The organism is Thermovenabulum sp. (assembly GCF_049723235.1).
Classification (GTDB): Bacteria; Bacillota; Thermosediminibacteria; order Thermosediminibacterales; family Thermosediminibacteraceae; genus Thermovenabulum.
Genome location: NZ_JBNARB010000011.1, coordinates 44,375 through 68,668 on the forward strand (window position 1 = coordinate 44,375; position 24,294 = coordinate 68,668).

At 35.2% G+C, this 24,294-nt stretch carries 27 protein-coding genes and 1 tRNA gene; 26 read left to right on the forward strand and 2 right to left on the reverse strand.

What is annotated here, in order from left to right; translation table 11 throughout:
• The first annotated feature begins 44 nt into the window (after positions 1-44).
• The 14 genes from glmS (at position 45) to thrB (ending at position 13,699) form a co-directional block, all read left to right on the forward strand.
• Positions 45-458, forward strand: a complete 414-nt coding sequence (glmS, locus tag ACPLOV_RS07035; protein WP_424909138.1) for a methylaspartate mutase subunit S — start codon at positions 45-47, stop codon at positions 456-458.
• An 8-nt stretch (positions 459-466) separates the two neighbouring features.
• Entirely contained in the window at positions 467-1,855 is a 1,389-nt protein-coding gene (gene glmL, locus ACPLOV_RS07040) for a methylaspartate mutase accessory protein GlmL (RefSeq protein WP_424910894.1), read from the forward strand.
• 12 nt (positions 1,856-1,867) lie between these two features.
• Positions 1,868-3,319: a methylaspartate mutase subunit E gene (locus ACPLOV_RS07045; protein WP_424910895.1), complete on the forward strand. Its 1,452-nt coding sequence runs from the start codon at positions 1,868-1,870 to the stop codon at positions 3,317-3,319.
• Between the two features lie 31 nt (positions 3,320-3,350).
• Positions 3,351-4,649, forward strand: coding sequence for a methylaspartate ammonia-lyase (locus ACPLOV_RS07050; protein ID WP_424910896.1), 1,299 nt, complete (start codon positions 3,351-3,353; stop codon positions 4,647-4,649).
• Positions 4,646-4,909 (forward strand): citrate lyase acyl carrier protein, encoded by a 264-nt coding sequence (gene citD / locus ACPLOV_RS07055; RefSeq protein ID WP_068748104.1) that lies wholly within the window; start codon positions 4,646-4,648, stop codon positions 4,907-4,909. The genes ACPLOV_RS07050 and citD overlap by 4 nt, the downstream gene beginning before the upstream one ends.
• Positions 4,910-4,955: 46 nt before the next feature.
• Entirely contained in the window at positions 4,956-5,825 is an 870-nt protein-coding gene (locus ACPLOV_RS07060) for an HpcH/HpaI aldolase/citrate lyase family protein (protein WP_424910897.1), read from the forward strand.
• 4 nt (positions 5,826-5,829) lie between these two features.
• On the forward strand, positions 5,830-7,368 hold the full coding sequence (gene citF / locus ACPLOV_RS07065) for a citrate lyase subunit alpha (RefSeq protein WP_424910898.1): 1,539 nt from the start codon (positions 5,830-5,832) through the stop codon (positions 7,366-7,368).
• Between the two features lie 4 nt (positions 7,369-7,372).
• On the forward strand, positions 7,373-8,389 hold the full coding sequence (gene citC, locus ACPLOV_RS07070) for a [citrate (pro-3S)-lyase] ligase (protein ID WP_424909131.1): 1,017 nt from the start codon (positions 7,373-7,375) through the stop codon (positions 8,387-8,389).
• The gene (citX, locus tag ACPLOV_RS07075; RefSeq protein WP_424910899.1) at positions 8,386-8,877 is read left to right on the forward strand and encodes a citrate lyase holo-[acyl-carrier protein] synthase; all 492 of its coding nucleotides are present in this window, start codon (positions 8,386-8,388) and stop codon (positions 8,875-8,877) included. The genes citC and citX overlap by 4 nt, the downstream gene beginning before the upstream one ends.
• 50 nt (positions 8,878-8,927) lie before the next feature.
• The gene (gene citG / locus ACPLOV_RS07080; protein WP_424909129.1) at positions 8,928-9,806 is read left to right on the forward strand and encodes a triphosphoribosyl-dephospho-CoA synthase CitG; all 879 of its coding nucleotides are present in this window, start codon (positions 8,928-8,930) and stop codon (positions 9,804-9,806) included.
• Positions 9,807-9,963: 157 nt separating this feature from the next.
• On the forward strand, positions 9,964-10,407 hold the full coding sequence (locus tag ACPLOV_RS07085; RefSeq protein ID WP_424909128.1) for an ACT domain-containing protein: 444 nt from the start codon (positions 9,964-9,966) through the stop codon (positions 10,405-10,407).
• A 22-nt stretch (positions 10,408-10,429) separates the two neighbouring features.
• Positions 10,430-11,701 (forward strand): homoserine dehydrogenase, encoded by a 1,272-nt coding sequence (locus ACPLOV_RS07090; RefSeq protein WP_424910900.1) that lies wholly within the window; start codon positions 10,430-10,432, stop codon positions 11,699-11,701.
• Positions 11,702-11,704: 3 nt separating this feature from the next.
• Complete coding sequence (gene thrC / locus ACPLOV_RS07095; protein ID WP_424909126.1) at positions 11,705-12,754, forward strand: threonine synthase; 1,050 nt, start codon at positions 11,705-11,707, stop codon at positions 12,752-12,754.
• A 48-nt stretch (positions 12,755-12,802) separates the two neighbouring features.
• Positions 12,803-13,699, forward strand: coding sequence for a homoserine kinase (gene thrB, locus ACPLOV_RS07100; protein ID WP_424909125.1), 897 nt, complete (start codon positions 12,803-12,805; stop codon positions 13,697-13,699).
• Between the two features lie 99 nt (positions 13,700-13,798).
• Here thrB and ACPLOV_RS07105 read toward each other — a convergent pair.
• A tRNA-Pro gene (locus tag ACPLOV_RS07105) sits at positions 13,799-13,875 on the reverse strand.
• Positions 13,876-14,053: 178 nt separating this feature from the next.
• Here ACPLOV_RS07105 and ACPLOV_RS07110 point away from each other — a divergent pair.
• The 12 genes from ACPLOV_RS07110 (at position 14,054) to pyrR (ending at position 22,427) form a co-directional block, all read left to right on the forward strand.
• A complete protein-coding gene (locus ACPLOV_RS07110) occupies positions 14,054-15,454 on the forward strand; it encodes an MATE family efflux transporter (protein WP_424909124.1) in 1,401 nt (466 codons plus the stop codon).
• Between the two features lie 24 nt (positions 15,455-15,478).
• Positions 15,479-16,675 (forward strand): HlyD family efflux transporter periplasmic adaptor subunit, encoded by a 1,197-nt coding sequence (locus ACPLOV_RS07115; RefSeq protein WP_424910901.1) that lies wholly within the window; start codon positions 15,479-15,481, stop codon positions 16,673-16,675.
• Positions 16,639-17,358 (forward strand): YggS family pyridoxal phosphate-dependent enzyme, encoded by a 720-nt coding sequence (locus ACPLOV_RS07120; protein WP_424909754.1) that lies wholly within the window; start codon positions 16,639-16,641, stop codon positions 17,356-17,358. Before ACPLOV_RS07115 ends, ACPLOV_RS07120 begins: the two co-directional genes overlap by 37 nt.
• A 2-nt stretch (positions 17,359-17,360) precedes the next feature.
• Complete coding sequence (locus tag ACPLOV_RS07125) at positions 17,361-17,798, forward strand: cell division protein SepF (protein ID WP_424909753.1); 438 nt, start codon at positions 17,361-17,363, stop codon at positions 17,796-17,798.
• A 20-nt stretch (positions 17,799-17,818) separates the two neighbouring features.
• Entirely contained in the window at positions 17,819-18,343 is a 525-nt protein-coding gene (locus ACPLOV_RS07130) for a DivIVA domain-containing protein (protein WP_424909752.1), read from the forward strand.
• Between the two features lie 37 nt (positions 18,344-18,380).
• Positions 18,381-18,632 (forward strand): TM1266 family iron-only hydrogenase system putative regulator, encoded by a 252-nt coding sequence (locus ACPLOV_RS07135; protein WP_068748116.1) that lies wholly within the window; start codon positions 18,381-18,383, stop codon positions 18,630-18,632.
• 27 nt (positions 18,633-18,659) lie between these two features.
• Positions 18,660-19,358: a 5'-methylthioadenosine/adenosylhomocysteine nucleosidase gene (locus ACPLOV_RS07140; protein WP_424910902.1), complete on the forward strand. Its 699-nt coding sequence runs from the start codon at positions 18,660-18,662 to the stop codon at positions 19,356-19,358.
• 100 nt (positions 19,359-19,458) lie between these two features.
• The gene (locus ACPLOV_RS07145; protein WP_424909756.1) at positions 19,459-19,716 is read left to right on the forward strand and encodes a DUF5665 domain-containing protein; all 258 of its coding nucleotides are present in this window, start codon (positions 19,459-19,461) and stop codon (positions 19,714-19,716) included.
• A gap of 10 nt (positions 19,717-19,726) precedes the next feature.
• Complete coding sequence (locus ACPLOV_RS07150; RefSeq protein ID WP_424910903.1) at positions 19,727-20,368, forward strand: TraR/DksA C4-type zinc finger protein; 642 nt, start codon at positions 19,727-19,729, stop codon at positions 20,366-20,368.
• Positions 20,369-20,495: 127 nt separating this feature from the next.
• Positions 20,496-20,945 carry a signal peptidase II gene (gene lspA / locus ACPLOV_RS07155; RefSeq protein ID WP_424909749.1) on the forward strand — a complete coding sequence of 150 codons (450 nt, stop codon included), beginning with the start codon at positions 20,496-20,498 and terminating at the stop codon, positions 20,943-20,945.
• Positions 20,946-20,971: 26 nt separating this feature from the next.
• Positions 20,972-21,886: an RluA family pseudouridine synthase gene (locus tag ACPLOV_RS07160; RefSeq protein ID WP_424909748.1), complete on the forward strand. Its 915-nt coding sequence runs from the start codon at positions 20,972-20,974 to the stop codon at positions 21,884-21,886.
• A 4-nt stretch (positions 21,887-21,890) separates the two neighbouring features.
• A complete protein-coding gene (gene pyrR, locus ACPLOV_RS07165; protein WP_424909747.1) occupies positions 21,891-22,427 on the forward strand; it encodes a bifunctional pyr operon transcriptional regulator/uracil phosphoribosyltransferase PyrR in 537 nt (178 codons plus the stop codon).
• On the opposite strand, the gene ACPLOV_RS07170 is transcribed toward pyrR, so the two are convergent.
• A complete protein-coding gene (locus tag ACPLOV_RS07170) occupies positions 22,410-24,143 on the reverse strand; it encodes an Rqc2 family fibronectin-binding protein (protein WP_424909746.1) in 1,734 nt (577 codons plus the stop codon). The two genes, pyrR and ACPLOV_RS07170, sit on opposite strands and share 18 nt — an antisense overlap.
• Between the last annotated feature and the right edge of the window lie 151 nt (positions 24,144-24,294).

Below are 24,294 nucleotides of genomic sequence, written 5' to 3' on the forward strand. Positions count from 1 at the left end.
GAATTAATAAAACTTTTTATTTTAACTGGAAAGGAGGCAATTATATGCAAAAAACTGTTGTTTTAGGTGTTATTGGAGCTGACTGTCATGCTGTAGGGAATAAGATTCTTGAAAGAGCACTTTCAGAAGCAGGATTTAATGTTGTAAACATAGGAGTTATGTGTTCACAAGAGGAATTTATTAATGCTGCTATTGAAACAAACGCGGATGCAATATTGGTTTCGTCCCTCTACGGCCATGGGGAAATAGACTGTAGAGGTTTAAGGGAAAAGTGTGATGAAGCAGGGCTTAAAAATATTTTACTTTATATCGGTGGCAATCTTGTGGTTGGAAAACAAGATTGGAGTGATGTTGAAAAAAGGTTTAAAGGGATGGGCTTTAACAGGGTTTATCCACCCGGAACATCTCCACAGATAGGTATAAGAGACCTCAAAAGGGATTTAGGGATAGAGGATTAGGTGGTATCATGGATGCAGCACTTTTGATAGATTTTGGAAGCACGTACACGAAACTTACTGCAGTTGATTTAGAAAATGAGGAAATACTTGCAACGGCAAAGGACTTAACAACAGTTCAAACAGATATAATGATAGGATTTAAAAATGCCTTTGAAAAGTTAAAGGAAAAGATAAATTTAAATAAGGTAAACTTTGTGGAAAAATTGGCCTGTTCTTCCGCTGCAGGTGGACTAAAGATGGTAGCTATTGGATTAGTGCCTGAATTAACAGCTGAGGCTGCAAAAAGGGCTGCCCTTGGTGCCGGTGCGAGAATTCTTGGCGTATATAGCTTCGAACTTACAAAGTTTGAGATTGAGGAGATTATAGACAAAAAGCCAGATATAATTCTTCTCGCAGGTGGGACAAATGGTGGAAACAAGGACTGTATAATCCATAATGCAAAACTTATAGCAAAATATATAAAAAATGTTCCAATAGTTGTTGCTGGGAATAAAAATGCACAGGATGAGATAAGTGATATATTCAATAAATACAATATTTATTATAAGATTACCGAGAACGTTATGCCAAAGCTTAACCAAATAAACGTAGAACCTGCGAGGAAAGTTATAAGAGAAATTTTCATGAAAAAAATAGTCGAAGCCAAAGGGATGAAAAGGGCAGAAAAGTTTATTAACAGCATATTGATGCCAACTCCTGCAGCAGTATTAAAGGCTGCAAAGATACTCGCTGATGGAACAGATAAAGAAGGAGGGATAGGAGAGCTTATTGTTGTTGACATTGGAGGGGCAACTACAGACGTTCATTCTATAGCAAGTGGAGAGCCTTCAAAGGCCGGAGTAACTTTAAAAGGACTTCCAGAACCCTACGCAAAAAGGACGGTTGAAGGAGACCTTGGTATGAGGGTTAGCGCAGTATCCCTTTTGGAGACTGCAGGAATTAAAAGAATTAGTAAGTTCATACCTAATAGCAAATGCGATATTGAAGAAAGATGTAAATTTCTTCAATCCAATATAAGTTTTGTTCCTAAGAATGAGGAAGATTTGGAATTTGATGAAAGTCTTGGAATGGCAGCAACAGAAATTGCTATGGAAAGGCATGTGGGAACAATCGAGTGCTTATATACTCCTTTGGGGGCAATTTACTCTCAGGTAGGGAAGGATCTTTTGAATGTAAAATATTTGATTGGAACAGGAGGAGTTATAGTCCATAGCAAGAACCCTGAAAAAATACTTTCAACGGGAAAATTCAATCCTGCAGCTCCAAATTATTTAAAACCGGTAAATCCTGAAATATTAGTAGATAAAGAGTATATATTGTCTGCCATGGGATTATTAGCTGAAAAGTATCCGGACAAAGCTTTAAGGATTATTAAAAAGTATATAGTAAAGGTTTAAGGGGGGAATAATGTGGAACTTAAAAATAAGAAGTGGACAGAAGATAAATTTTTTAGAGTAAGAGAAGAGGTATTAAACCAGTGGCCAACGGGAAAAGGAGTGAATTTAGAGGAGGCTGCAGAATATTTAAGGAAAGTGCCAGAACATAAAAGTTTTCCTTTTAAGCTAAAAAAGGCTAAGGAACAAGGAATAACTTTAGCACAGCCAAGGGCAGGTGTTGCATTGATAGAGGATCATATAAACCTCTTAAAATATCTTCAAGATGAAGGGGAAGCAGACTTATTGCCGACAACTATTGACAGTTACACGAGACAAAATAGATATAAGGAATGTGAGATAGGGCTTGAAGAGAGTAGAAAGGCCGGCCGTTCGATGCTAAATGGATTTCCTGCGGTAAACCACGGTGTTGAAGGATGTAGAAGGGTCTTTGAGGCGATTGGCCTTCCACTTCAAGCAAGGCATGGAACACCGGACGCAAGGCTTTTATCTGAAATAATACATGCAGCAGGGTGGACTTCAAACGAAGGCGGTGCAATTTCATACAATATTCCTTATGCAAAAAATGTGAGCCTCGAAAAGTCAATACTTGATTGGCAGTACTGCGATAGATTAGCTGGACTTTATGAAGAGATGGGAATTTCTTTAAACAGAGAACCATTTGGTCCATTAACAGGAACCTTAGTTTTACCCAGTATATCAAATGCAGTTGCTATAATAGAGGGATTACTTGCTGCAGAACAGGGTGTTAAGAATATCACCTTAGGATATGGACAGTGTGGAAATTTAATTCAGGATGTCGCAGCAATGAAGGCTTTAGAGGAGCAGGCTAATGAATACTTTAAAGAATACGGATATGATGTAGAGCTTACAACTGTATTCCATCAATGGATGGGAGGATTCCCACAGGATGAGGCAAAGGCCTTTGGAGTTATTTCATGGGGTTCAGCAACAGCAGCCCTCGCAGGAGCTACAAAGGTTATAGTAAAGACTCCTCATGAAGCTGTTGGAATTCCAACCAAAGAAGCTAATGCAGCTGGAATTAAGGCAACAAAGCAGACGTTAAACTTATTAAAAGGTCAGAGGCTTCCTATGTCAAAGGAATTAGAGGAAGAAATCAAACTTATTAAAATGGAAACAAAGTGCATACTTGATAAGGTGTTTGAGGTTGGGAAAGGCGATCTTGCTGTAGGGGTTGTAAAGGCCTTTGAAATGGGAATTTTAGACATTCCCTTTGCACCAAGCAAGTTCAATGCAGGTAAAGTACTTCCTGCAAGGGACAACAATGGTGCAGTTAGAATACTTGAATTTGGAAACCTCCCGTTTACAAAGGAAATCAAGGATTTTCATAGAAGCCTTTTAGAGGAAAGGGCAAGGTATGAAAAGAGGAAAGTAGGATTCCAAATGGTGGTGGATGATATTAATGCTGTCGGGAAGGGATTCTTAGTAGGAAGGCTAATTTATTAATTAAACATTGTGAGAGAGGTTGGGAATTTTTATGAAAATTGTAGATGTGTTAATATCAGCAGGAAGGACGGGATTTTTCTTTGATGACCAAAGGGCTATAAAAAAGGGTGCTCCACATGATGGATTTGTTTACATAGGAGAGCCTGTAACTGAAGGATTTAAGACCATAAGAATGGCTGGAGAGTCTATTTCTGTTATGCTTATATTAGAAGATGGTCAAATTGCCTTTGGTGATTGTGCAGCTGTTCAATACTCAGGTGCAGGTGGAAGAGACCCTCTATTTTTAGCTGAAGAGTTTATTCCAGTTATTGAAAAATACATTTCACCAAAGCTTATAGGAAGGGAAATAACAACCTTTAAAGAAATGGCCCAAGAAATAGACAATATGGAAATAGCGGGGAAAAGGCTCCATACTGCAATAAGATACGGAGTAACTCAGGCTATATTAGATGCAGTTGCAAAGGCAAGAAAGGTTACTATGGCGGAAGTAATAAGAGATGAATATAATACAGGCGTTGAATTTAAAAAGATTCCTATTTTTACACAATCCGGCGATGATAGATACATCAATGTTGATAAGATGATTCTAAAGGGTGCAGATGTATTGCCGCATGGCCTTATAAACAACGTAAAGGAAAAGCTTGGGGAAAAGGGAGAGCTTTTAAAAGGGTATGTAGCTTGGCTTAAAGATAGGATTCTAAAATTAAGGACTTCTCAAGGATATAATCCAATTCTTCATATAGATGTTTACGGAACCATTGGAATAGCTTTTAACATGGACTATGAAAAAATGGCAAATTATTTGGGCGAACTTGAGGAAATAGCAAAGCCATTTAAATTAAGGATAGAAGGGCCTGTGGATGTTGAAAATAGGGAAGGGCAGCTTGAAGCACTTAAAAAGCTTAGAAACCTTTTAAAGCAAAAGGGAATTCGAGTTGAAATCGTTGCGGATGAATGGTGCAATACCCTGGAAGATATTAAACTATTTGTTGATGAAGGTGCTGCTGATATGATTCAGATAAAGACTCCAGATCTTGGGGGAATAAACAATGTTGCGGAGGCAATACTTTACTGCAAAAAGCATGGAATAGGAGCGTACTGCGGAGGAACTTGCAATGAAACCGATAGATCAGCACAGGTTTTAACAAATATAGCTATAGCATGTAATGCAGACCAGTGCCTTGCAAAACCGGGAATGGGCGTTGATGAAGGATTTATGATAGTCTACAATGAAATGCAAAGGGTGTTAACATTATCAAAAAATAGGGAAAGAATAAACGAGGCTATTATTAATTCAAACAAAGTGAATACAATGGGAGGGGTGCTATGAAAATAACTAAGCCTGCTAAGGCAGGTACGATGGAATCAAATGATATCTACATCATGGTATATCCAAATGAAAAAGGAAATGAAATTCAGCTTGATAGCATAGTTTTAAAGCAGTTTGGAAAGCAGATAGAAAAGGTTATTATGGATACTTTAAAAGAGCTTGAGGTTGAAAACGCCCTTGTGGTGGCAAAGGATAGGGGTGCTCTTGATTATACAATAAGAGCGAGGGTAGAAACAGCGATAAAAAGAGCAATAAAATAGTGTCAAAAAGTCAAAGTGGATGCCACTTTAGGAGAGGTGATACCTTATGAGAAGGAGTATGCTTTTTATTCCTGGGAATAATCCGTCTATGATTCAAAATGCGCCTGTACTTGGTGCGGATAGTATAATCTTAGACCTTGAGGATGCGGTTAGCATAGATGAAAAGGATTCGGCAAGGTTTTTGGTCAGAAATGCCCTTTTAGAGCTTGACTTTAATGGGTGTGAAAAAGTTGTGAGGATAAATTCTATAAATACTGAGCTTGGATATGAGGATATAGATGTTATTGCAAGGGTAAAGCCCAATGCCCTTTTGGTTCCAAAGGCAACGGAGGATGCAATCAAGGAGATAGATGAGCTTATTTCGACTATTGAAAGGGAAGAAGGCTTTAAATTAGGAAGTATAAAGCTTATTCCCCTTATAGAAACTGCCTTTGGGGTTGAGGATGTATTCAACATTGTTAAATCCTCTAAAAGGGTAGCTGCGGTTTTGCTTGGTGCTGAGGATTTAACAGCTGATATGGAAATAAAAAGGACAAAGGAAGGAGAGGAAATTTTTTATGCAAGAAGCAGGATCGTTTTTGCATGTAAAGCTCTAAAAGTTGATGCAATAGATACTCCCTTTACGGATATAAATGACTTTGAAGGATTAAAAAGGGATTGCCAAAGAGCAAAACTTATAGGCATGACCGGAAAGGCTGCTGTAAATCCAAGGCAGATAGATATAATAAACGAAGTTTTCTCAACAAGCATTGAGGATATAGAGTGGGCAAAAAGGGTTATTGCAGCCTATAATGAGGCACAAAGGGAAGGAAAAGGAGTATTTTCCCTTGATGGTAAAATGGTAGATGCTCCTTTATTTGTAAGGGCTAAGAATGTCTTAGAGAAGGCAAAGGCCATAGGCCTTATAAAGGAGTGATATCATGATAAATGCAGTAAAGAGGGAACTTCCTGAATACATAGAAGGCTACGGAAAGGTTAAACCCTTTATAGGAGCTTATGAAAATATTGGTGAAGTTAAAAAAACTTCAGTAAAAATAAAAAGCGTAAAGCCTGGTGAAAATAAAGTTCTTCCTTCATTAAGGGATGCACTTTTAAAGTGCGGCATAGAGGATGGAAAGACTTTATCCTTTCATCATCATTTAAGAAACGGGGATTATGTTTTAAACATGGTTTTAGAGGAAGTTGCAAAGCTGGGGATAAAAGATATAAAGGTTGCGGCAAGCTCAATATTCCCATGCCACGCCCCGTTAGTTGAACATATTAAAAATGGAGTTGTAACTCAAATTTATACAAATTATATGTCGGGACCTGTCGCTGAGGCTGTATCTTGTGGACTCTTAAAATATCCTGCTATTATGCACACCCACGGAGGAAGGGCAAGAGCTATAGAAAGCAAAGACTTGGATATAGATATTGCATTTATTGCAGCGCCAACCTGTGATACTTACGGAAACATAAACGGAGTTGAAGGAAAGTCAGCCTGCGGAAGTTTAGGCTATGCTATTCCCGATGCGATGTATGCTGAAAGGGTTGTTGCTATAACAGATAATCTTGTTGATTATCCAGCATGCCCTATTGAAATAAGTCAGGAATATGTTGATTATATTGTGAAGGTTGATTCAATTGGGGATCCTAAGGGTATTGTTTCTGGAACTACGAGGATAACAAAGGATCCTGTAGGACTTAAAATTGCAAAACTTGCTGCACAGCTTATTGATGAATCAGGTTTGTTAAAAGATGGTTTTTCCTTCCAAACAGGTGCGGGAGGAACTTCCCTTGCTGTTGCAGCCTATGTAAAGGACATTATGAAAAGAAAAAATATTAAGGGGAGTTTTGCAGCAGGTGGAATTACGGGATATATAGTGGAGATGTTTGAGGAAGGATTGTTTAAAACCTTATTTGATGTTCAGTGCTTTGACCTTAAAGCAGTAGAGTCTTACAAAAACAACAAGGCCCATCAGAGAATGTCAGCATCAATGTATGGCAATCCCCACAATAAAGGTGCAGTTGTAAATAACCTCGACGTTATGATACTCGGTGCAGCGGAAATAGATACCGATTTTAACGTTAATGTTACAACAGGATCAAAAGGAATTATAATGGGAGGATCTGGAGGTCATTCGGATACTGCAGCAGGAGCTGAGCTTGCAATTGTTGTAACTCAGCTTACAAAGGCAAGGCTTCCCATAATCGTGGATAGGGTAACTACAGTTACAACCCCAGGTGAAACCATTGATGCCGTTGTTACCGAAAGGGGAATTGCAATAAACCCAAAACGAAAGGACCTTTTAGAAAGACTAAAGGATTCAAATCTTCCGATATTCACAATAGAAGAGCTTAAAAACATGGCAGAAAGATTAACAGGTGTTCCTGAAAAGGTAGAGTTTGATGAAAGAATAGTTGCAGTTGTTGAGTATAGGGATGGGACTGTTATTGATGTTGTAAGGCAGGTTAGGTGATTTTATGGAAATTTTTGAAACAAAGGATTTAGAAGAGGTAAGAAGCTTTTTAAAGGAGTTTGACCTCACTTTAGAGGAAGATGTTGAAATAACCTTAGTTGCGAAGGAAAATGGTAAAGTAGTTGGAACTTGTTCTGCAGCAGGGGATATAATAAAGGATTTTGCTGTTTCTAAAGAATTCCAAAATGAAGGAATTGCAGCAAAGCTTTTAACAAGTATTCAAAATAAGCTTTTTGACAAGGGTATATATGAAACTTTTATTTTTACAAAACCTGAAAATAAAGCTATCTTTGAAGGATTGGGCTATAGGTTTGTTGAAGGAAATGAAGATGTTGTTCTTCTTGAGGGAGGGGCTGCAAATATACAAAAATATGTAAAGAATAGTTTTTTAAAAAGTGGATTAAGTTCAAATGAAAAGGCAGCCCTTGTTGTGAACTGCAATCCCTTTACATTAGGCCATAGATACCTTATAGAAACCGCATCGAGGGAAAATTATGAGGTTGTAGTTTTCGTAGTTGAAGAAAATAAATCCTTATTCCCTTTTGATGTTAGATTAAAACTTGTAAAGGAAGGGGTTAAGGATTTAAAGAATGTAAAGGTTTTGCCTGGAGGGAGATATATAATCTCTTCAGCCACCTTCCCAAGCTATTTTTTAAGAAGGGAAGATGAAAGATTAACAGCTTTTGCAAGGCTTGATGCAGCAATATTTGGAAGGTATATAGCAAAGGAATTTAATATAATAAAAAGATATGTAGGAACAGAACCTTACTGCAAGGTAACAAATGCATACAATAATGCCCTTAAGGAGATTTTACCCTCCTTTGGAGTTGAGGTAAAATTAATTGAAAGATTGAAAATAAAAGATGCTCCAGTTAGCGCATCTTTTGTAAGAAGTCTTATAAAGCAGGGAAGAATTGAGGATACAAAAATTTATCTTCCTGAGACAACATATAGTTTTTTAGTATCAGAAGAAGCAAAAGGAATAATAGAAAAAATAAAAAGGAGCGATAGTCCCCATTGATAAGAATACTTGAAGATAGGGAAAAAAGGTTTTTAAAAATATTAAAGCTTTATGAAGAATATAACCTTCCTGTTCTTTGCGGAAAGATAAATTACCCTGGGGATAACAAAAACACATTAGAGGCAAACCTTGCCTTTAATGTGTTGTATTCTCTACTCATTAAAAAATTTAAAAAGTTTATAATCCATAGGGAGACAGATGAAGGTTATGATGGGAAAAGCTTATTGCTCGTATTAAATATGGACAAGTTTGAGACAAAAAAGTTAGCTGTTGAAATAGAAGAAAGTCACCCGTTAGGAAGGATTTTTGATATAGATATATACGAAGGGGAAGTTCCTGTGTCAAGGATAGAACTTGGATTTGACGAGAGAAAATGCGTCCTGTGCAGTAAAAGTGCAAGAGAATGTTCAAGGGAAGGGATGCACAAAGTAGAAGAAGTTGTCAGGGCTATTAATTTAAAAATACAAAATTTTATAAGTAAAGGATAATAATTTCAATAAAATAGCATTAATTTAAAATTAGTAAAGGAAGATGCGGTTTGTTACAAAGTCTTTTAACAGATGAGTTTTCAAAAAATGTTGGCAGGATTTTGACCGAAGGGATGCTTGTTGAAATTAATTCCCATCCATCCCCGGGATTAGTTTCACCCTTTTCAAAGGGAAGCCATAGGGATATGGATTACAATACCTTTTTAAGAAGTACAGCTACCCTTTCTAAATATATGCCCTATTTTGTTCAGATAGGGCTCAAATACGATGATGATATTTTAAAAAGAATAAGAAAAATAGGCTTATTAGCTGAAAAGGATATGTTTAGTGTGACCTCTGGAGTGAATACGCAAAAGGGACTTATTTTTCTTTGTGGGCTTATAGGGGCAAGTGTGGGAAGGTGCAGAAAATTAAATCTTTCTATTGATAGAAAAAATATATCAAATATTATCAAAGATATAACAAAAGGAATAGTTGAAAGGGAGCTAAATAATATTGATGTGAATAAATACCTTACAAATGGAGAAAGGCTTTATTTGAGGTATGGGATTGAGGGTATAAGAGGAGAGGTGGAAAGGGGTCTTCCCACGGTTCTTGAATATGGACTTCCTGCTTTCGAGGAAGGATTAAAAATTGGACTTAATTTAAACGATTCGTCAGTCCACTCTTTAATTCATATAATGGCTGAGGTCGAAGATACAACTGTGATAAACAGAAAAGGCCTTAAAGGCTTATATCTTATGAAAGACCATGCAAAAAATGCAATTTACTTAGGTGGAATGTCAACCAAACAGGGACGATTATATATAGAGAAAATGGATAAGTATTTTATAAGGGAAAATATAAGTCCGGGCGGAGCTGCGGACCTTTTGGCAGTTACTTATATTATTTACAAACTTGAAAAAATGGAAAATCATGATGAAATTTAACTTCTTTTTTTCGCCTATTATTAGCAAAATTAGGCGTTTATTTATTTTTTGTTAAATTTTAGTACAAAAATTAATAATTGCTAAAAAAAAACCAATATGATATAATGTCTATCATACAAAGATAAATGTATATATAATGTAGACAGGAGGTGTTGTTTTGACGGACACTAAAGGGCTATATATTGTAAAAGAAGAAATACTACCAGAAGTTTTAAAAAAGACTGTTAAGGCCAAGGAATTAATAAAAAATAAAACGGTTAAAACTGTAAATGAAGCCTGTGAGAAGGTAGGAATTAGCAGGAGCGCTTTTTATAAATATAAGGATTACATTTTTCCATTTTATGAAGCCAGCTTGGGCAAAATTATTACCATTGCTTTAATTTTAGAGCATAAGCCCGGGGTCTTATCAGGCATTCTGGAAGAGATTGCAAAAGCGAGAGGTAATGTATTAACCATAAATCAGAACATACCCATCCAGGGTTCGGCAAGTGTAACGATTTCCTTTGATACCAAAGAATTGTCAAAGAATATCGAAGAACTTTTAGAAATTTTAGAACAAAAGCCCGGGGTACAGAAAATAGAAATTTTAGCTCAGGAATAAAAGAGCAAAAAGGGGGATAAGGTTGTATAACATTGGAATCTTGGGTTTCGGTACGGTAGGGAGCGGAGTTGTAGAGCTGATTTTAAAAAACAACGGCAATATTGAAAAGAAAGGCGGCTTAACCTTAAATATTAAAAAAATCCTTGTAAAGAATAAAGTAAAAAAAAGACCGGAATACTTAAAAGAACTTATTACATATGAGCCAGAAGATATTATTTATGATCCGGAAATTGACCTTGTGGTAGAAGTGATGGGAGGAGAAGAACCTGCTTTAACCTATATTCAACAGGCATTGAAAAATAAAAAACACGTGGTTACGGCAAATAAAGAAGTAATATCAAAACACGGCAGAGAATTACTGGAGCTTGCACTTCAAAATAAAGTTAACCTCCTTTTTGAAGCAAGTGTAGCAGGAGGAATACCCATAATAATACCTTTAAAAGAAAGTCTCATAGCCAATGAATTTGCTAATATTACAGCCATATTAAATGGGACAACCAATTTTATTTTAACCCAGATGGAAGAAAATAAAGTGGATTTTTCTACAGCACTGGAAATGGCTAAAAAGCAGGGTTATGCTGAAAGCGACCCCTCAGCTGATATTTTAGGTTTTGATGCCGCAAGGAAAATAGCGATACTTGCGTCAATAGCCTTTAACGTAAGGGTAACGCCGGATAAGGTGTATACTGAGGGAATAAATGGTATTTCTTATACCGATATTAATTATGCACAGGAATTGGGATTTACAATAAAACTAATTGCAGAAGCACAGCGTACGAAAGATGGAATTTTTGTGTTGGTGGCACCGGTTCTTTTAAGGAAAGAGCATCCGCTAAGTTCGGTAAAAGATGTATATAATGCGGTGATAGTCGAGGGCGATGCAGTGGGAAGGCTCATGTTTTACGGAAAAGGGGCTGGTAAGATGCCTACTGCCAGCGCTGTAGTTTCGGATATTATAAAGGCATTAAAAACGGATGAAAAAAATAGACTAAACTGCACATGTTTCAGAGATGAAAGGGTTTTACCCATCGAACTTTTCCGTTCGGCTTATTATTTTAGAATAAAAGCTATGGACAAGCCCGGTGTGCTCTCTAAAATTTCGGGGATATTCGGACAAAACAATATAAATCTTTATATGGTTATACAGAAAAATTCCATTAAAAATATAGCGGAAATAGTAGTAATTACTTATGAAACCACCTTTAAAAATATTCAAAAAGCTGTGGATGAAATAAATTCCTTGGATGATATAGCTGAAGTATCTAACGTAATCAGGGTAAAAGAGGAGGTATAAATAATGGCAGGAATAATCGAAAGGTACTTTGACTACCTTCCGGTAAAGGAAAAGAAAAATATTATAACATTGAATGAGGGGAATACTCCATTGATAAGGGCTTATAACTTGGAGGAACATTTAAATACTAAATGCGAGATTTACTTGAAGTATGAAGGCATGAATCCAACCGGCTCTTTTAAGGACAGGGGTATGACGGTGGCAATATCTAAGGCAAAAGAAAATGGCAAAAAAGCGGTAATTTGTGCATCTACGGGTAATACATCGGCTTCGGCTGCTGCTTATTCCGCAAAGGCAAAAATAAGCTGCACTGTATTGGTGCCTCATAATGCGGTAGCCTTGGGAAAATTGTCTCAGGCGGTAGCTTACGGTGCAAAGATAATAGCTATTGAAGGCAATTTTGATATGGCATTGAAGATGGTAAGAGAAATTTCTGAGAAGTATCCTATCACATTAGTAAATTCTATAAATCCTGACAGGATAGAAGGCCAAAAAACCGCTGCTTTTGAAATATGCGATGAGCTAAAAGATTCTCCTGATTATTTGGCAATTCCTGTTGGTAATGCGGGGAATATCACCGCTTACTGGAAGGGCTTTAAGGAGTATTATTCTTTGAAAAAAGTAGAGAAGCTTCCTAAAATGCTGGGTTTTCAAGCGGCAGGTGCAGCACCAATAGTGGAAGGCAGAGTTATAGAAAATCCGCAGACCATAGCAACGGCTATAAAAATAGGTAATCCGGCCAGCTGGGAAAAAGCTGTAAAAGCTAAGGAGGAGTCAAAAGGGCTTATAGATAAAATTACCGATGAGGATATTTTAAATGCCTATTCTTTAATAGCAAAAAAAGAAGGGATTTTTGCAGAACCCGCCTCATGCGCTTCGGTGGCAGGTGTTATAAAACTTTGCAGGGAAGGGTTTTTCAAAGCAAAAGAAAAAGTAGTATGCGTATTAACCGGTAATGGATTGAAAGATCCTGAAACGGCCATGAAATTAGAAAAAGATTATTACATTTCTTCTCCAGATATAAATGATTTGGTTAAAATAATTTTTCAGTAAAAGAAAATATCTAACAGTTTCTAAAAATTTATTAAAGGATGGATGTAAATGGTAAGGGTAAAAGTTCCTGCTACTATAGCAAATTTGGGCCCGGGTTTTGATACCCTTGGAGTAGCGGTATCCCTTTTTAATATAATAGAGATGGATTTTTCTGATGAGATAAAAATAGAGGTATTAAATGAAGGTCAAAATATTTTACCTGAGAATGAAGCAAATCTGGTTTACCAATCGGCAAAAAAAATAATCGACCGTTTTGGTTTTGAAAAAAAATTACATATAAGATTAATTAATAATATTCCGCTTGCCAGGGGACTTGGTAGCAGCGCAGCTGCAATTGTTGGTGGGATAGTAGCTGTAAATGAACTTTTGGGGAATCCCCTTTCGATGGACGAAATTATTAACATAGCTACTAACATAGAAGGGCACCCCGATAATGTAGTTCCAGCTCTTTTAGGGGGGTTTACCATTTCCCTGTTTGATGGAGAAAAGGTTTTTTATAAAAAATTTAGTTTACCTGAAAAAGAACTGTGTTTTGTTGTTGCAGTACCGCAATTTCATTTAAAAACCTTAGATGCAAGAAAAGTACTCCCTGAAAAGATTCCTTTAAAGGACGCAGTTTATAATATGAGCAGAACCGCACTACTTGTTGCTTGTATAGCGCAAAAAGACCTTTCCTTTTTGAATGCGCTTTGCAAAGATAAGTTGCATCAACCCTATAGAAGTTCTTTAATACCGGGTATGGAAGAAATTATAAATAGAGGAATAGAAAAAGGACTTTTAAGCGTTTTTTTAAGCGGTGCAGGTCCTTCGATTGCAGGAATATGTGATAAAAAAGATGCAGAGAAAGCAGGAGAATTTATGGTTGGCACCTTCAGCAATTATGGTATAAAAGCAAATTACTTAATTTTGGATCCCTGCAATGAAGGAGTAAGCGTGTGCACTTAATATCGGAGAGAAATAAATATATTAAATACTAAAAGAGGCAGGTAGTAAACCTGCCTCTTCAACTGATAATTTTATACTAAATAATTGCGAACATAAAAATGGTCGGGCTGGCGGGACTTGAACCCACGACCCCTACCACCCCAAGGTAGTGCGCTCCCAAGCTGCGCTACAGCCCGATTAACTACAGGTATTATTATAATTGATATTTATAAATTTTGCAAGGGCATAACAAAATTTTTTGCTAAGTGTAATTTATTAATAGGTTTCTAAAAGGAGTTTTTCCTGTTTTGTAGAAAATAAATATTATATTTCTAAATATAACCTCTATCTTATATACTCAGGAGGATATCGACTTTGCAGGATTTACCGCTGAAAAAATTTTTTAAAGAATTTTTTAAAAAAGTGTTTAACATTAATGAGGAAACGTATCCCGTATTAAAATCTATTTGGAATCTTGCATGGCCCGTAGTTATTGAGCAAACTCTTGCAATGGTTTCTCAAGTAGTAGATATGGCAATGGTTGGACGGCTGGGCGCCACTTCTGTCGCAGCCGTTGGTTTATCGATGCAGCCTTTCATGCTTATTAATTCAATAATTATGGGCCTTTCAGTTGGTACGACCACCTTTTGCGCCCGCGCAAAAGGTGCCAAAAATGATGAAGAGGCAGGATTAGTTTTGGTGGAATCAATGATTTTTTCTTTTATCCTTGGATTACTTTTGGTAATCTCGGGGTTCATATTTGCAGAAAAAATATTAGATTTTATGAATGCAGAAGAAAAGGTGAAAGAAATAGGGGCGGTTTATTTTAGAGCGATGATGCCCGGTATGATGTTTTTCTTTTTATTCACAATCATCACTGCGGCTTTAAGGGGAGTTGGAGATACTAAAACTCCAATGATTGTGAACCTACAGTTAAATATCATTCATATAATATTAAATTACATTTTAATATTTGGTAAGTTTGGGATTCCTGCCTTAGGAGCGCTGGGAGCAGGTATTTCAACTTCTATATCGAGGTTTATAGGCGCAATGATTATCTTCTATAAATTAAAAAACCCAAAGGGTGTTCTATATATTGAATTTTTAAAATTGGTAAAAAGATTTAATTATGATTTATTTAAAAGGATAATATACATAAGCGTTCCAGCAGCTTTGGAAAGGATCATTAGTTCTGCAGGGCAAATGCAATATGCCAGGCAAGTGGCATCCTTAGGAACACTTTTGTATGCTGCTCATTCAATAAGTATAAATGTGGAATCTTTTTCATATATGCCTGGGATTGGTTTTGCTACGGCGGCAACGGCATTAACAGGTTTAAAACTTGGAGCTAAGGATTTCCAGGGGGCAAGGATAAGTGTATCTATTTCGAACAGAATGGCTGTTATTACAATGGGTATAATGGGCCTTTTATTTTTTATCTTTCCGGTATTTTTTTTAAGAATATATACCGATGATCCGCAGATAATTGAAAGGGCTGCTGTGCTTTTGCGAATAGTCGCTTTTACCCAAATTCCTGAAGCTATAAGTTTTGTGATTTCGGGAGCATTAAAGGGGGCCGGAGATACTCGTTTTGTACTATATGTTAATATTGTTGGGATGTGGATTGTTAGACTTAGCCTCACCTCGCTATTTATGAGATATTTTCATCTAAGCATCTTAGGAGCATGGATTGCTATGTTTATAGATTGGGTTGTAAGGGCAATATTATATTTTTATCGTTTAAAAAGTGAAAAATGGCAGTTTTTAAAAATATAATTTCTGAATTCACGGGTGAGTAAAATGAGTGTAAATAACAGCAAAGTAGTAATTTTAAAAAGAAGAAAAAAGTCCGGCAAAAGTTTTATAATATATTTTTCCTTATGTTTTTTATTAATATTTTTCCTTTTATCTTTCATATTTTCAAATAAGTATGTAATAGCCGGGATTAATAGAGTTAGTGATTTTATGCAAGCGGAAGGTATAATAATAAAAAATGAAAAGGTGATCACTTCGCCATACAGGGGAAAAATTGAATATCTCGTAAAATCCGGTGAAAGGGTAAGGGTGGGCACACCGCTTTTTAAAGTAATTACGGATTTTGAAATGACAAAAAAAATAGAAGAAGATGTGTCAAATTTGAAAAAACAACTGGAAGATGAAAAAAATTCATCTATACCCGTATTAGAAACATTAAATAAATCTATTGATGAACTGGAAAAAAATCTTTATAGCGGTAAAGGAAAAGATGAAGATAAATTAAAGTTGAAGGCAAAACTAAAATCCTTATATGAAGAAAGAGAAAGATTATCAAAAGAAAGGCAAAAAAATATTGAAATAATTCAAGAAAAAATTTCCGAATTAGAAAACAAAAGGAGTTTAATTGAACCGGTTATTTATTCCCCAATTTCGGGTATTGTAAGTTTCTGTTTAGATGGTTTTGAAGAAAAATTGAGTTTGGGTAAGGAAGATGAATTGGGGAAGATAGATTTTTTTTCAGTTAATAATATGGATACCAATATAGAGAAAAAGGATTATGTGGAAGAAAACGAAAAAGTGTTAAAAATTATAGATAATTTTAATATTTACATACTGGCTGAATGCAAGGAAAAGAATTTAAAGAAGGGCCGGTTCTATAATATGGAATCATCATCGGGAGAAAATTTTTCTGCTAAGCTGGAAAAAATTTTAGGAAATGGAAGACTACTATTTTTTGTTAACGAAGATTTGCCTGGCCTTTATGAAAAGAGAAAAGAAAAATTTAAAATAATTTTAAAGGGTTATGAAGGGATAACCTTGCCAAAATCTGCTATAATAAGAGTGGGGGATAAGGACGGGGTATTTATTAAAGAAAGGGACAAATTAATATATAAACCCGTGGAGGTTATTTTTGAAGAGGGCGAAAATGTAGTGGTCGGAGGCTTAAAACCCGGTGATATAATTCTCGTCAAGAGGGGATTGTTATGGAATATCAAAGAGGCTTTGATGAACTTTTTTTGATAGAAGAAAATATTGAAAGAATAAGTTATAAAATTGAGGAATCAGCGATTAAGGCTAATAAAGACCCGAGGGAAATAATATTAGTGGCAGTTACCAAAACTGTTACTCCGGAGAAAATCGATAAAGCTATCGAATGCGGTATTAAGGTAATAGGAGAAAACAGGGTTCAGGAAGCAAAAGAAAAAAAAGATAAGGTGAAAAATGAAGCCCAGTGGCATATGATAGGTCATCTTCAAAGAAACAAAGTAAAGTATGCGGTAGAATTATTCTCGATGATACAATCGGTGGACGATTTTGAATTAGCCAAGGAAATTGATAAAAGGGCAAAAGAAAAAAATAAAGTTATGGATGTTTTAATTCAAGTTAATATAGGAAACGAAATTACAAAATCAGGAATAACTTACGATAAAGCGGAAGAATTAATAAAAAATGTAGCTTCATTAGAAAATGTTAAGGTAAAAGGACTAATGGCAATACCGCCCTTTTACGAAAATACCGAAAAAGTTAGACCTTATTTTCAAAAGATGTATGAACTTTTTCTAAAAATAAAAGAAGCAAATATACCTAATATCCAAATGGAATATCTTTCCATGGGGATGACCCATGATTTTGATGTGGCAATAGAAGAAGGTGCAAATATGGTCAGAATTGGCACCGGAATTTTTGGAGAAAGGAAGAGGTGAAAATGGGGAATAAAAGTTTTTTTAAAAAAATCCTCTACTTTTTAGGGATTGATGACGATTTATCGGAAGAAAAGGTAGAAGAATTTAATGTTCCAAACTCAAAAGGGGAAAAAGGCAGAATAATAAACATCCATCAAATTCCTAAAAATAAAATGATGGTTTTTAAACCAATGAGTTTTGAAGATGTAGAAGAAATAGCGGATGAGCTTAAGAGCAAGAGAGCGGCGATAGTGAATTTGGAAAGTATTGACAGAGAGAATGCAAAGAGAATAATAGATTTTTTAAGCGGCAGCGTATATGCTTTGGACGGCAGTGTAAAAAAAGTTGGCAGCGGAACTTTCGTATTTACACCCAGTAATATTGACATTTCGGGAATAGATATAGAAAATACAATGAAGGGAAATGAAGGGGAATTGCTCCCTTTTAATAAAAAGAAATGATTTTTAAGGAGAGTTGATTTATGAGTTTAACACCGCTTGATATCCAAAAGAAGGAATTTAAAAAATCTTTCAGAGGATTTGATGAGACGGAAGTAAAAGATTTTTTGGAAAAAGTATCTGAAGCTTATGAAAAAATCTATAAAGAAAACCAGCAATTAAAAGAAGAAATAAAAATATTATCCGAAAGAGTGAGAGGATATGAAGATTTGGAAACAACCTTAAAAAAGGCTATAGTATTGGCTGAGAAAACTGCAGAAGAAGTAAGGATTAATGCGGAGAAAGAAAAAGAGATAATTTTAAAAGAAGCGGAAAGTAAAGCTAAGGATATTATTTCTGATGCTGAAAATAAAAGGAAGCGTATTTTAGTACAGCAGGAAGAAATAATAAAACAATTTATAATTTTTAAAACGCGATTTGTAAATTTTTTAAAAGCCCAGTTGGAAACCATTGATACAATAGGTCTTGAATTTTTTATGGACGAGAAAACGTGTTCTGTAAAAGAAGCAGCTTTTACCTGCGATGAAGATTCAGAGGAGAAAAAATAAAAAAGGTTAAGAGGATTTTTATTCAAGAGGTGACTTTATGGAGGATACAAAAAGGGTTTCTGTTATTGGAATTGTAGTTTTTGACAGGGAAAAAGCTGCAGAAAAAGTAAATACCCTTCTTTCCCAATATGCACATCTTATTGTGGGAAGGATGGGTATTCCTTACCGGGAAAGAGGGATTTCGGTAATTGCGTTAATTGTTGATGCCACCACCGATGAATTGGGGGCATTGACGGGAAAACTGGGGAAAATTAATGGCGTAAAGGTAAAATCTGCCGTTACGGTTTAAGCTTTAAACTTATTCTGGAGAGGATGATTGCTTATTATTGGAATCATAGGTGCAATGGATAGAGAAATAAAACTACTACGGGATAGAATGAGCGATGTTAAGGAATTGCGCCATTTGCATTTAGATTTTTATTTTGGGGAAATTAGGCAAAAAGAGGTTGTAATTGTAAAAAGCGGTGTGGGAAAGGTCAATGCTGCTTTATGCACCCAGTTTTTAATAGACAAATTTTCACCGGAAAGAATAATTTGTACAGGGGTTGCAGGAGGTCTTTTGGATTTCCTGAAAACCGGAGATGTTGTTGTCTCAAAGGATTTAATACAGTACGATGTGGATGCTTCTGTTTTTGGACATGAAGTGGGCGAAATACCTAATATGGGAGTAAAGGTTTTTAATGCGGATGAAGAACTTGTGGAAAAAACGTTATATACCGGTAAAAAAATTTTAAAAGATAATAAAATAATTAAAGGAAGGATATTAACAGGGGATAAATTTGTAAACAGCAGAGAATTGGTAGAATATCTTGTGAATAATTTCGATGGATTTTGTGTTGAGATGGAAGGTGCGGCAATTGCTCATGTTTGTTTCTTGAATCAGATACCTTTTGTCGTGATAAGAAGTATTTCCGATAAAGCGGATGGCAGTGCTCTTTTAGATTATAAAAATTTTGTTGAATTTGCTTCTAAGACTTCGGCGGAAATTGTAGAAGGTTTAATTGAAATTATTTAAGTGGGAATAAATAAGTTATGTTTTGAAAATCCTAATAAGGAGAAATATTATGTTAAAAGATGATAATGAAAATGCGGTATTCAAAAAAATAATTGAAAAAATGGAAGAATTAAGTGTTAGAATTGAAAAATTAAATTTGACCGAGTATTTGGAGTTATACAGAAATCCGTCAAGGCTTCTTTACCTGAATTTTTTAGCAGGAGTAGCCCGGGGATTTGGAATGGCAATAGGTTTTACTTTACTGGGAGCTTTTGTTATATATGTTTTGCAGAAAATGGTTATTTTAAAACTGCCGGTTATTGGTGATTTTATAGCAGATATAATAAAAATTGTACAGAACGAATTATCAACTAAATAAGGTGATAAAAATGAAAAACCCGGATTATTACAAAAAAAAACTATTGGATTTAAAACAGGAATTGGAGTCTCAAATAGATACATTAAATAAAAGAGGTTCGGATGCTTTGAAAGAATCTGTTGGAGAACTTTCTTCTTACGATAATCATCCTTCGGATTTAGGAAATGAAACCTTTGAAAGGGAAAAAGATCTCGGTATTAGAGATAACGCAAGAATTATGCTTATTAAGGTAAATAACGCTTTGAAGAAATTGGAAGAAGGAAAATACGGTATTTGTGAAAGCTGTGGTAAAAAAATAGAGGAAGAAAGGTTGGAAATTATTCCTTACACCACCCTGTGCGCCGGTTGCAATAGAAAGGAAGAGAAAGACTTATCAAGAAAGTCAAGACCGGTGGAAGAAGAATCTTTGAGCTTTCCTTTTGGTCGAAGCTTTCTTGATGATACCGAATATGCAGCTTATGATGGAGAAGATGCATGGCAGGACGTAGCCCGTTACGGCACGGCAAACACTCCCCAAGATGAACCCGGCAGCAAGGATTATAAGGATGCTTATACTGATGGAAATGAAAGAAGGGGAATTACCGATAGGGCAGATAAAATTTTAAAAAACAACGATTTTGCTGAAAATGAAAAAAACGAGCTTGGAAGATAAGATCCCGCTTTGATGCGGGATTTTTTAATACTATTTAGGTATATCAATGATAGGAAAATATATAGTATAATAAAAATTAATTAAGTGTTTGTAGTGAATAACAATTAAAATCCAGGAGGAATATTAAGTGGTATTTTTAATATTTTCAGCAATTGTTGTTTTGTTAGATCAAATTACGAAGTTTATTGTAAAAACCCGAATGAATCCTTATGAATCTTTTCCTGTCATAAATCCGGTTCTTTATATTACATATGTAAAAAATCGAGGTGCGGCTTTTAGCTTGCTGGAGGGGAATATTCCTTTTTTTGCCATTGTCTCATTAATTGTTAATTTATTTATTTTATTTTTATTGATCAAAGGTATTAAAAGCTCAAACACCACAAAATTTTCCTTAGCTTTGATTCTTGGTGGCTCAATTGGAAATTTTTTGGATAGGATCAGGTTAGGCTATGTAGTCGATTTTATTGACCTTAGAGTTTGGCCGGTTTTTAATGTGGCAGATATGGCTGTGGTTTTTGGAGTTCTGATTCTTTCTTATATATTAATTTTTGAAAAGGATGAAATAAAATTATTCTAACTTAAAAGCTTTCGGGAGGGCTTCTTTTGAATAAATACTTCGAATTCATTGTAGAAAAAGAGGATGCTAAAAAAAGGCTTGATTTATTTTTAACGGAAAAAATCGATGATATCTCGAGAAACTATATTCAAAAGGGAATCGAGGAAGGATGGATTAAAGTAAATGGGAAAACCTCCAAGGCTAATTACAAGGTAAAAAGCGGTGATTTAATTATTGCTGAAATCCCTGAACCCAAAAAATACAGTATTGACCCTGAACCTATTCCTTTGGATATAATTTATGAAGACTCGGATATTGTCGTGATAAATAAACCCAGGGGAATGGTGGTATATCCCGCACCGGGTAATTATTCAGGAACTCTCGTAAATGCTTTATTGTATCATACTAAGGATTTATCAGGTATTAATGGACTTATTAGACCCGGAATTGTTCATAGATTAGATAAGGATACTTCTGGAGTAATGGTGGTAGCAAAAAATGATAAGGCCCATAGAAATTTGGTAATGCAGTTCAAGGAGAAAAAAGTTAAAAAAACCTATTTAGCTCTGGTATTTGGAGTAATAAGCGAAGAAAAGGCTACAATTGATGCACCTATAGGAAGACATCCCCTCAAAAGAACGGAAATGGCTGTGGTAGAAAATGGAAAGAGGGCTGTAACGCACTTCAAAGTGCTGGAAAGGTTTAAAAATTTCACTCTTGTAGAAGTAAATTTAGAGACGGGAAGGACTCATCAAATAAGGGTTCATATGAGCTTTATAGGGCATCCCGTTCTAGGAGACCCTTTGTATTCTAAAAAAAAGAATCCCTTCAATATTAAAGGTCAAGCTTTACACTCTTATAAATTAGGTTTTTGGCATCCCTCTACGGATAAATTTGTTGTTTTTGAGGCCCCGCTACCGGAGGATATTAAACAAATCTTAGATTTTTTGAGAAAGGAGTGAGATCATGCTGGAAAAAGCAAGGATTATGGACCAGAAATTAATGGATAGAGCAATTACCAGAATAAGCCATGAAATATTGGAAAAAAACCGGGGAGCCATGGATATAGCTTTGATTGGTATAAAGCGGAGAGGAGTTCCGCTGGCTGAAAGGATCGCAAATAAAATATATCAGTTCGAAGGGATAAAAGTACCGGTAGGAATTTTAGATATTACCCTTTATAGAGATGACCTTTCCGAACTATCCGAAAAACCCCTAATCAATACTACGCGTGTACCTTTTGATGTCAAAGGTAAAATTATCATTTTAGTGGATGATGTTATTTATACGGGGAGAACGGTAAGGGCAGCCCTCGATGCTGTAATTGATATAGGAAGGCCAAAGGCAATCCAATTAGCCGTTTTAATTGATAGGGGCCATCGAGAACTGCCCATACGCCCTGATTATGTGGGGAAAAATGTACCTACTTCCAATGATGAGGTGGTAAAGGTAAAGCTTCAAGAAATTGATGGAGAAGATTGCGTATTAATCTTTCAAAAATAGCTTATTTATTATTTCTTCCTCAGGTGTAACAAACAATGTTTTATAATTATCATATATTACATATCCCGGTTTTGCTCCCTGAGGTTTCTTTACATATTTTTTCAATGTAAAGTCTACAGCAATTTTACTTCCATGTCTTGCCTTGCTGTAAAAAGCAGCCAGGATTCCTGCTTCTAAAAGTGTTGATTCGCTTACTTTTTTTCCCTCTGTTAAAATAACTACATGGGAGCCAGGAAAATCCTTTACGTGAAGCCAGATATCTTCAGAAGATGCTTTTTTAAAAGTTATATAGTCATTTTGCCTGTTGTTTTTGCCTACAAGTATTGTAAAACCTTCGGAGGAAATAAACTTAAGAGGCTCTGAAGGTTTAACTTTTTCGTTTCTTCTATTGGAGGTTTTAATAACACCTTCCTTTTCCAGATCCTTTTCAATTTCGTAAAGCTCTTCTAAGTTTTCCGCATTTTCTACAGAAAAAATAGTATTTTCAATATAATAGATTTCCTGGTTTATCTTATCTATTTGCTCTTTTATTATCGATTCTTTAGCGGAGAGTTTTTTATAAAGGTTAAAGTATTTTTGCGCATTTTGTGAGGGAGTTAATTTTTCATCCAGTATAATGGATTCTTCAGCGTTATTGTAAAAATTATATAATATTACTTGTTTATCCCCCTGTTTTATTTTGAAAGAATTTGCCAAAATTAGCTCGCCGTAAATTTTATATTTTTCCTTATTTTTTGTTTCAGAAAGATTTTCCTGTTTTTGAGATAATATTTTTATCTGTTTTTTTAAGTAGTCCTGTAATTGCTTTAATAAACTATTCTTTAATTGTGTAAATTCTTCGCAAATATGTTTTTCTTTATAAAAGACCTCTAAAGCATCGTTTACCGTGCTAACTTTTTTTTCGATGTAGCGGTTTTTATAATGCAACACTGGAAAAACCCAGAAATCAAAAGGTTTTTTGTTGTCTTTTTCATAAAAAATAGTTGGAATAAAAATTCTCTCATTCAAATTGCGCCTGAGTTCTAAAAAAATTTGTGTGATTTCCTTATTTTCTATCGATGATTTATATAAGATTTCCTTTGCGGCTACTTTACTGAAACCGCAAAAGTTATCCAGAATCCATTTTTCAAAATAGAAATCCTCTTCTTTTTCCTTGCCTTGCAGTAATTGATACAGTTTATTTTCACTTTCTGTTAGAATATTAATCCTTTCGATTGCGGGTGGATAAGCATATTTTTGCCCGGGAAGTATTTCCCTTACCCTGTTCACATCTGATCCTATTTTCTTTATAGCATCAAGTACGGTTCCTTCTTCGTCTACCAAAATAATATTGCTGTGTTTTCCCATAAGTTCTGCTATTAAAAAATAATCCTTAATCTTTCCGTATTCGTTGAGATTTTCAATTTTTATGGTTATAATCCTTTCCAAACTAAGCTGAGATATCTTAATTATCCTTCCGCCCTGCAGGAGTTTTCTCAATAACATGCAAAAGGGAGGAGGGGTAATGGGATTTTCTTTTTCATCCGTACCAAGTATGGATATTCTAAAATCCATAGGATGACAGGATAAAAGGAGTTTTATTTCCTCTCGTCCCTTTCTTAAAAAAAATAATACATCATGGGTGTTGGGCTGGTATATTTTGTCAATTTTGGCTTCTATAATTTTATTATTTATTTCGGATAATAAAGCGTAAAGAGTAATTCCGTCAAGGGGCATAATTTTCACCTCGAATTTTACTTAAAAATCGTTTTTATCTTTTTCAATTATATCATACATATTATACACAATATTTATTTTAAATTTTGCATAAATGATAGTGTAAAATATTTTTAGGTCGAAAAGGAGGAAAAAGCAGAAAAAATGTAGA

Excerpts from the sequence above, each read along its gene's own strand:
- ACPLOV_RS07120 (WP_424909754.1), top strand. The coding sequence starts at position 16,639 with ATGGAATATCAAAGAGGCTTTGATGAACTTTTTTTGATAGAAGAAAAT.
- citF (WP_424910898.1), top strand. The coding sequence starts at position 5,830 with ATGATAAATGCAGTAAAGAGGGAACTTCCTGAATACATAGAAGGCTAC.
- thrB (WP_424909125.1), top strand. The coding sequence starts at position 12,803 with ATGGTAAGGGTAAAAGTTCCTGCTACTATAGCAAATTTGGGCCCGGGT.
- thrC (WP_424909126.1), top strand. The coding sequence starts at position 11,705 with ATGGCAGGAATAATCGAAAGGTACTTTGACTACCTTCCGGTAAAGGAA.
- glmL (WP_424910894.1), top strand. The coding sequence starts at position 467 with ATGGATGCAGCACTTTTGATAGATTTTGGAAGCACGTACACGAAACTT.
- ACPLOV_RS07115 (WP_424910901.1), top strand. The coding sequence starts at position 15,479 with ATGAGTGTAAATAACAGCAAAGTAGTAATTTTAAAAAGAAGAAAAAAG.
- ACPLOV_RS07170 (WP_424909746.1), bottom strand. The coding sequence starts at position 24,143 with ATGCCCCTTGACGGAATTACTCTTTACGCTTTATTATCCGAAATAAAT.
- ACPLOV_RS07125 (WP_424909753.1), top strand. The coding sequence starts at position 17,361 with ATGGGGAATAAAAGTTTTTTTAAAAAAATCCTCTACTTTTTAGGGATT.
- glmS (WP_424909138.1), top strand. The coding sequence starts at position 45 with ATGCAAAAAACTGTTGTTTTAGGTGTTATTGGAGCTGACTGTCATGCT.
- ACPLOV_RS07050 (WP_424910896.1), top strand. The coding sequence starts at position 3,351 with ATGAAAATTGTAGATGTGTTAATATCAGCAGGAAGGACGGGATTTTTC.
- ACPLOV_RS07130 (WP_424909752.1), top strand. The coding sequence starts at position 17,819 with ATGAGTTTAACACCGCTTGATATCCAAAAGAAGGAATTTAAAAAATCT.
- citC (WP_424909131.1), top strand. The coding sequence starts at position 7,373 with ATGGAAATTTTTGAAACAAAGGATTTAGAAGAGGTAAGAAGCTTTTTA.
- ACPLOV_RS07135 (WP_068748116.1), top strand. The coding sequence starts at position 18,381 with ATGGAGGATACAAAAAGGGTTTCTGTTATTGGAATTGTAGTTTTTGAC.
- citD (WP_068748104.1), top strand. The coding sequence starts at position 4,646 with ATGAAAATAACTAAGCCTGCTAAGGCAGGTACGATGGAATCAAATGAT.
- ACPLOV_RS07145 (WP_424909756.1), top strand. The coding sequence starts at position 19,459 with ATGGAAGAATTAAGTGTTAGAATTGAAAAATTAAATTTGACCGAGTAT.
- ACPLOV_RS07150 (WP_424910903.1), top strand. The coding sequence starts at position 19,727 with ATGAAAAACCCGGATTATTACAAAAAAAAACTATTGGATTTAAAACAG.
- ACPLOV_RS07060 (WP_424910897.1), top strand. The coding sequence starts at position 4,956 with ATGAGAAGGAGTATGCTTTTTATTCCTGGGAATAATCCGTCTATGATT.
- pyrR (WP_424909747.1), top strand. The coding sequence starts at position 21,891 with ATGCTGGAAAAAGCAAGGATTATGGACCAGAAATTAATGGATAGAGCA.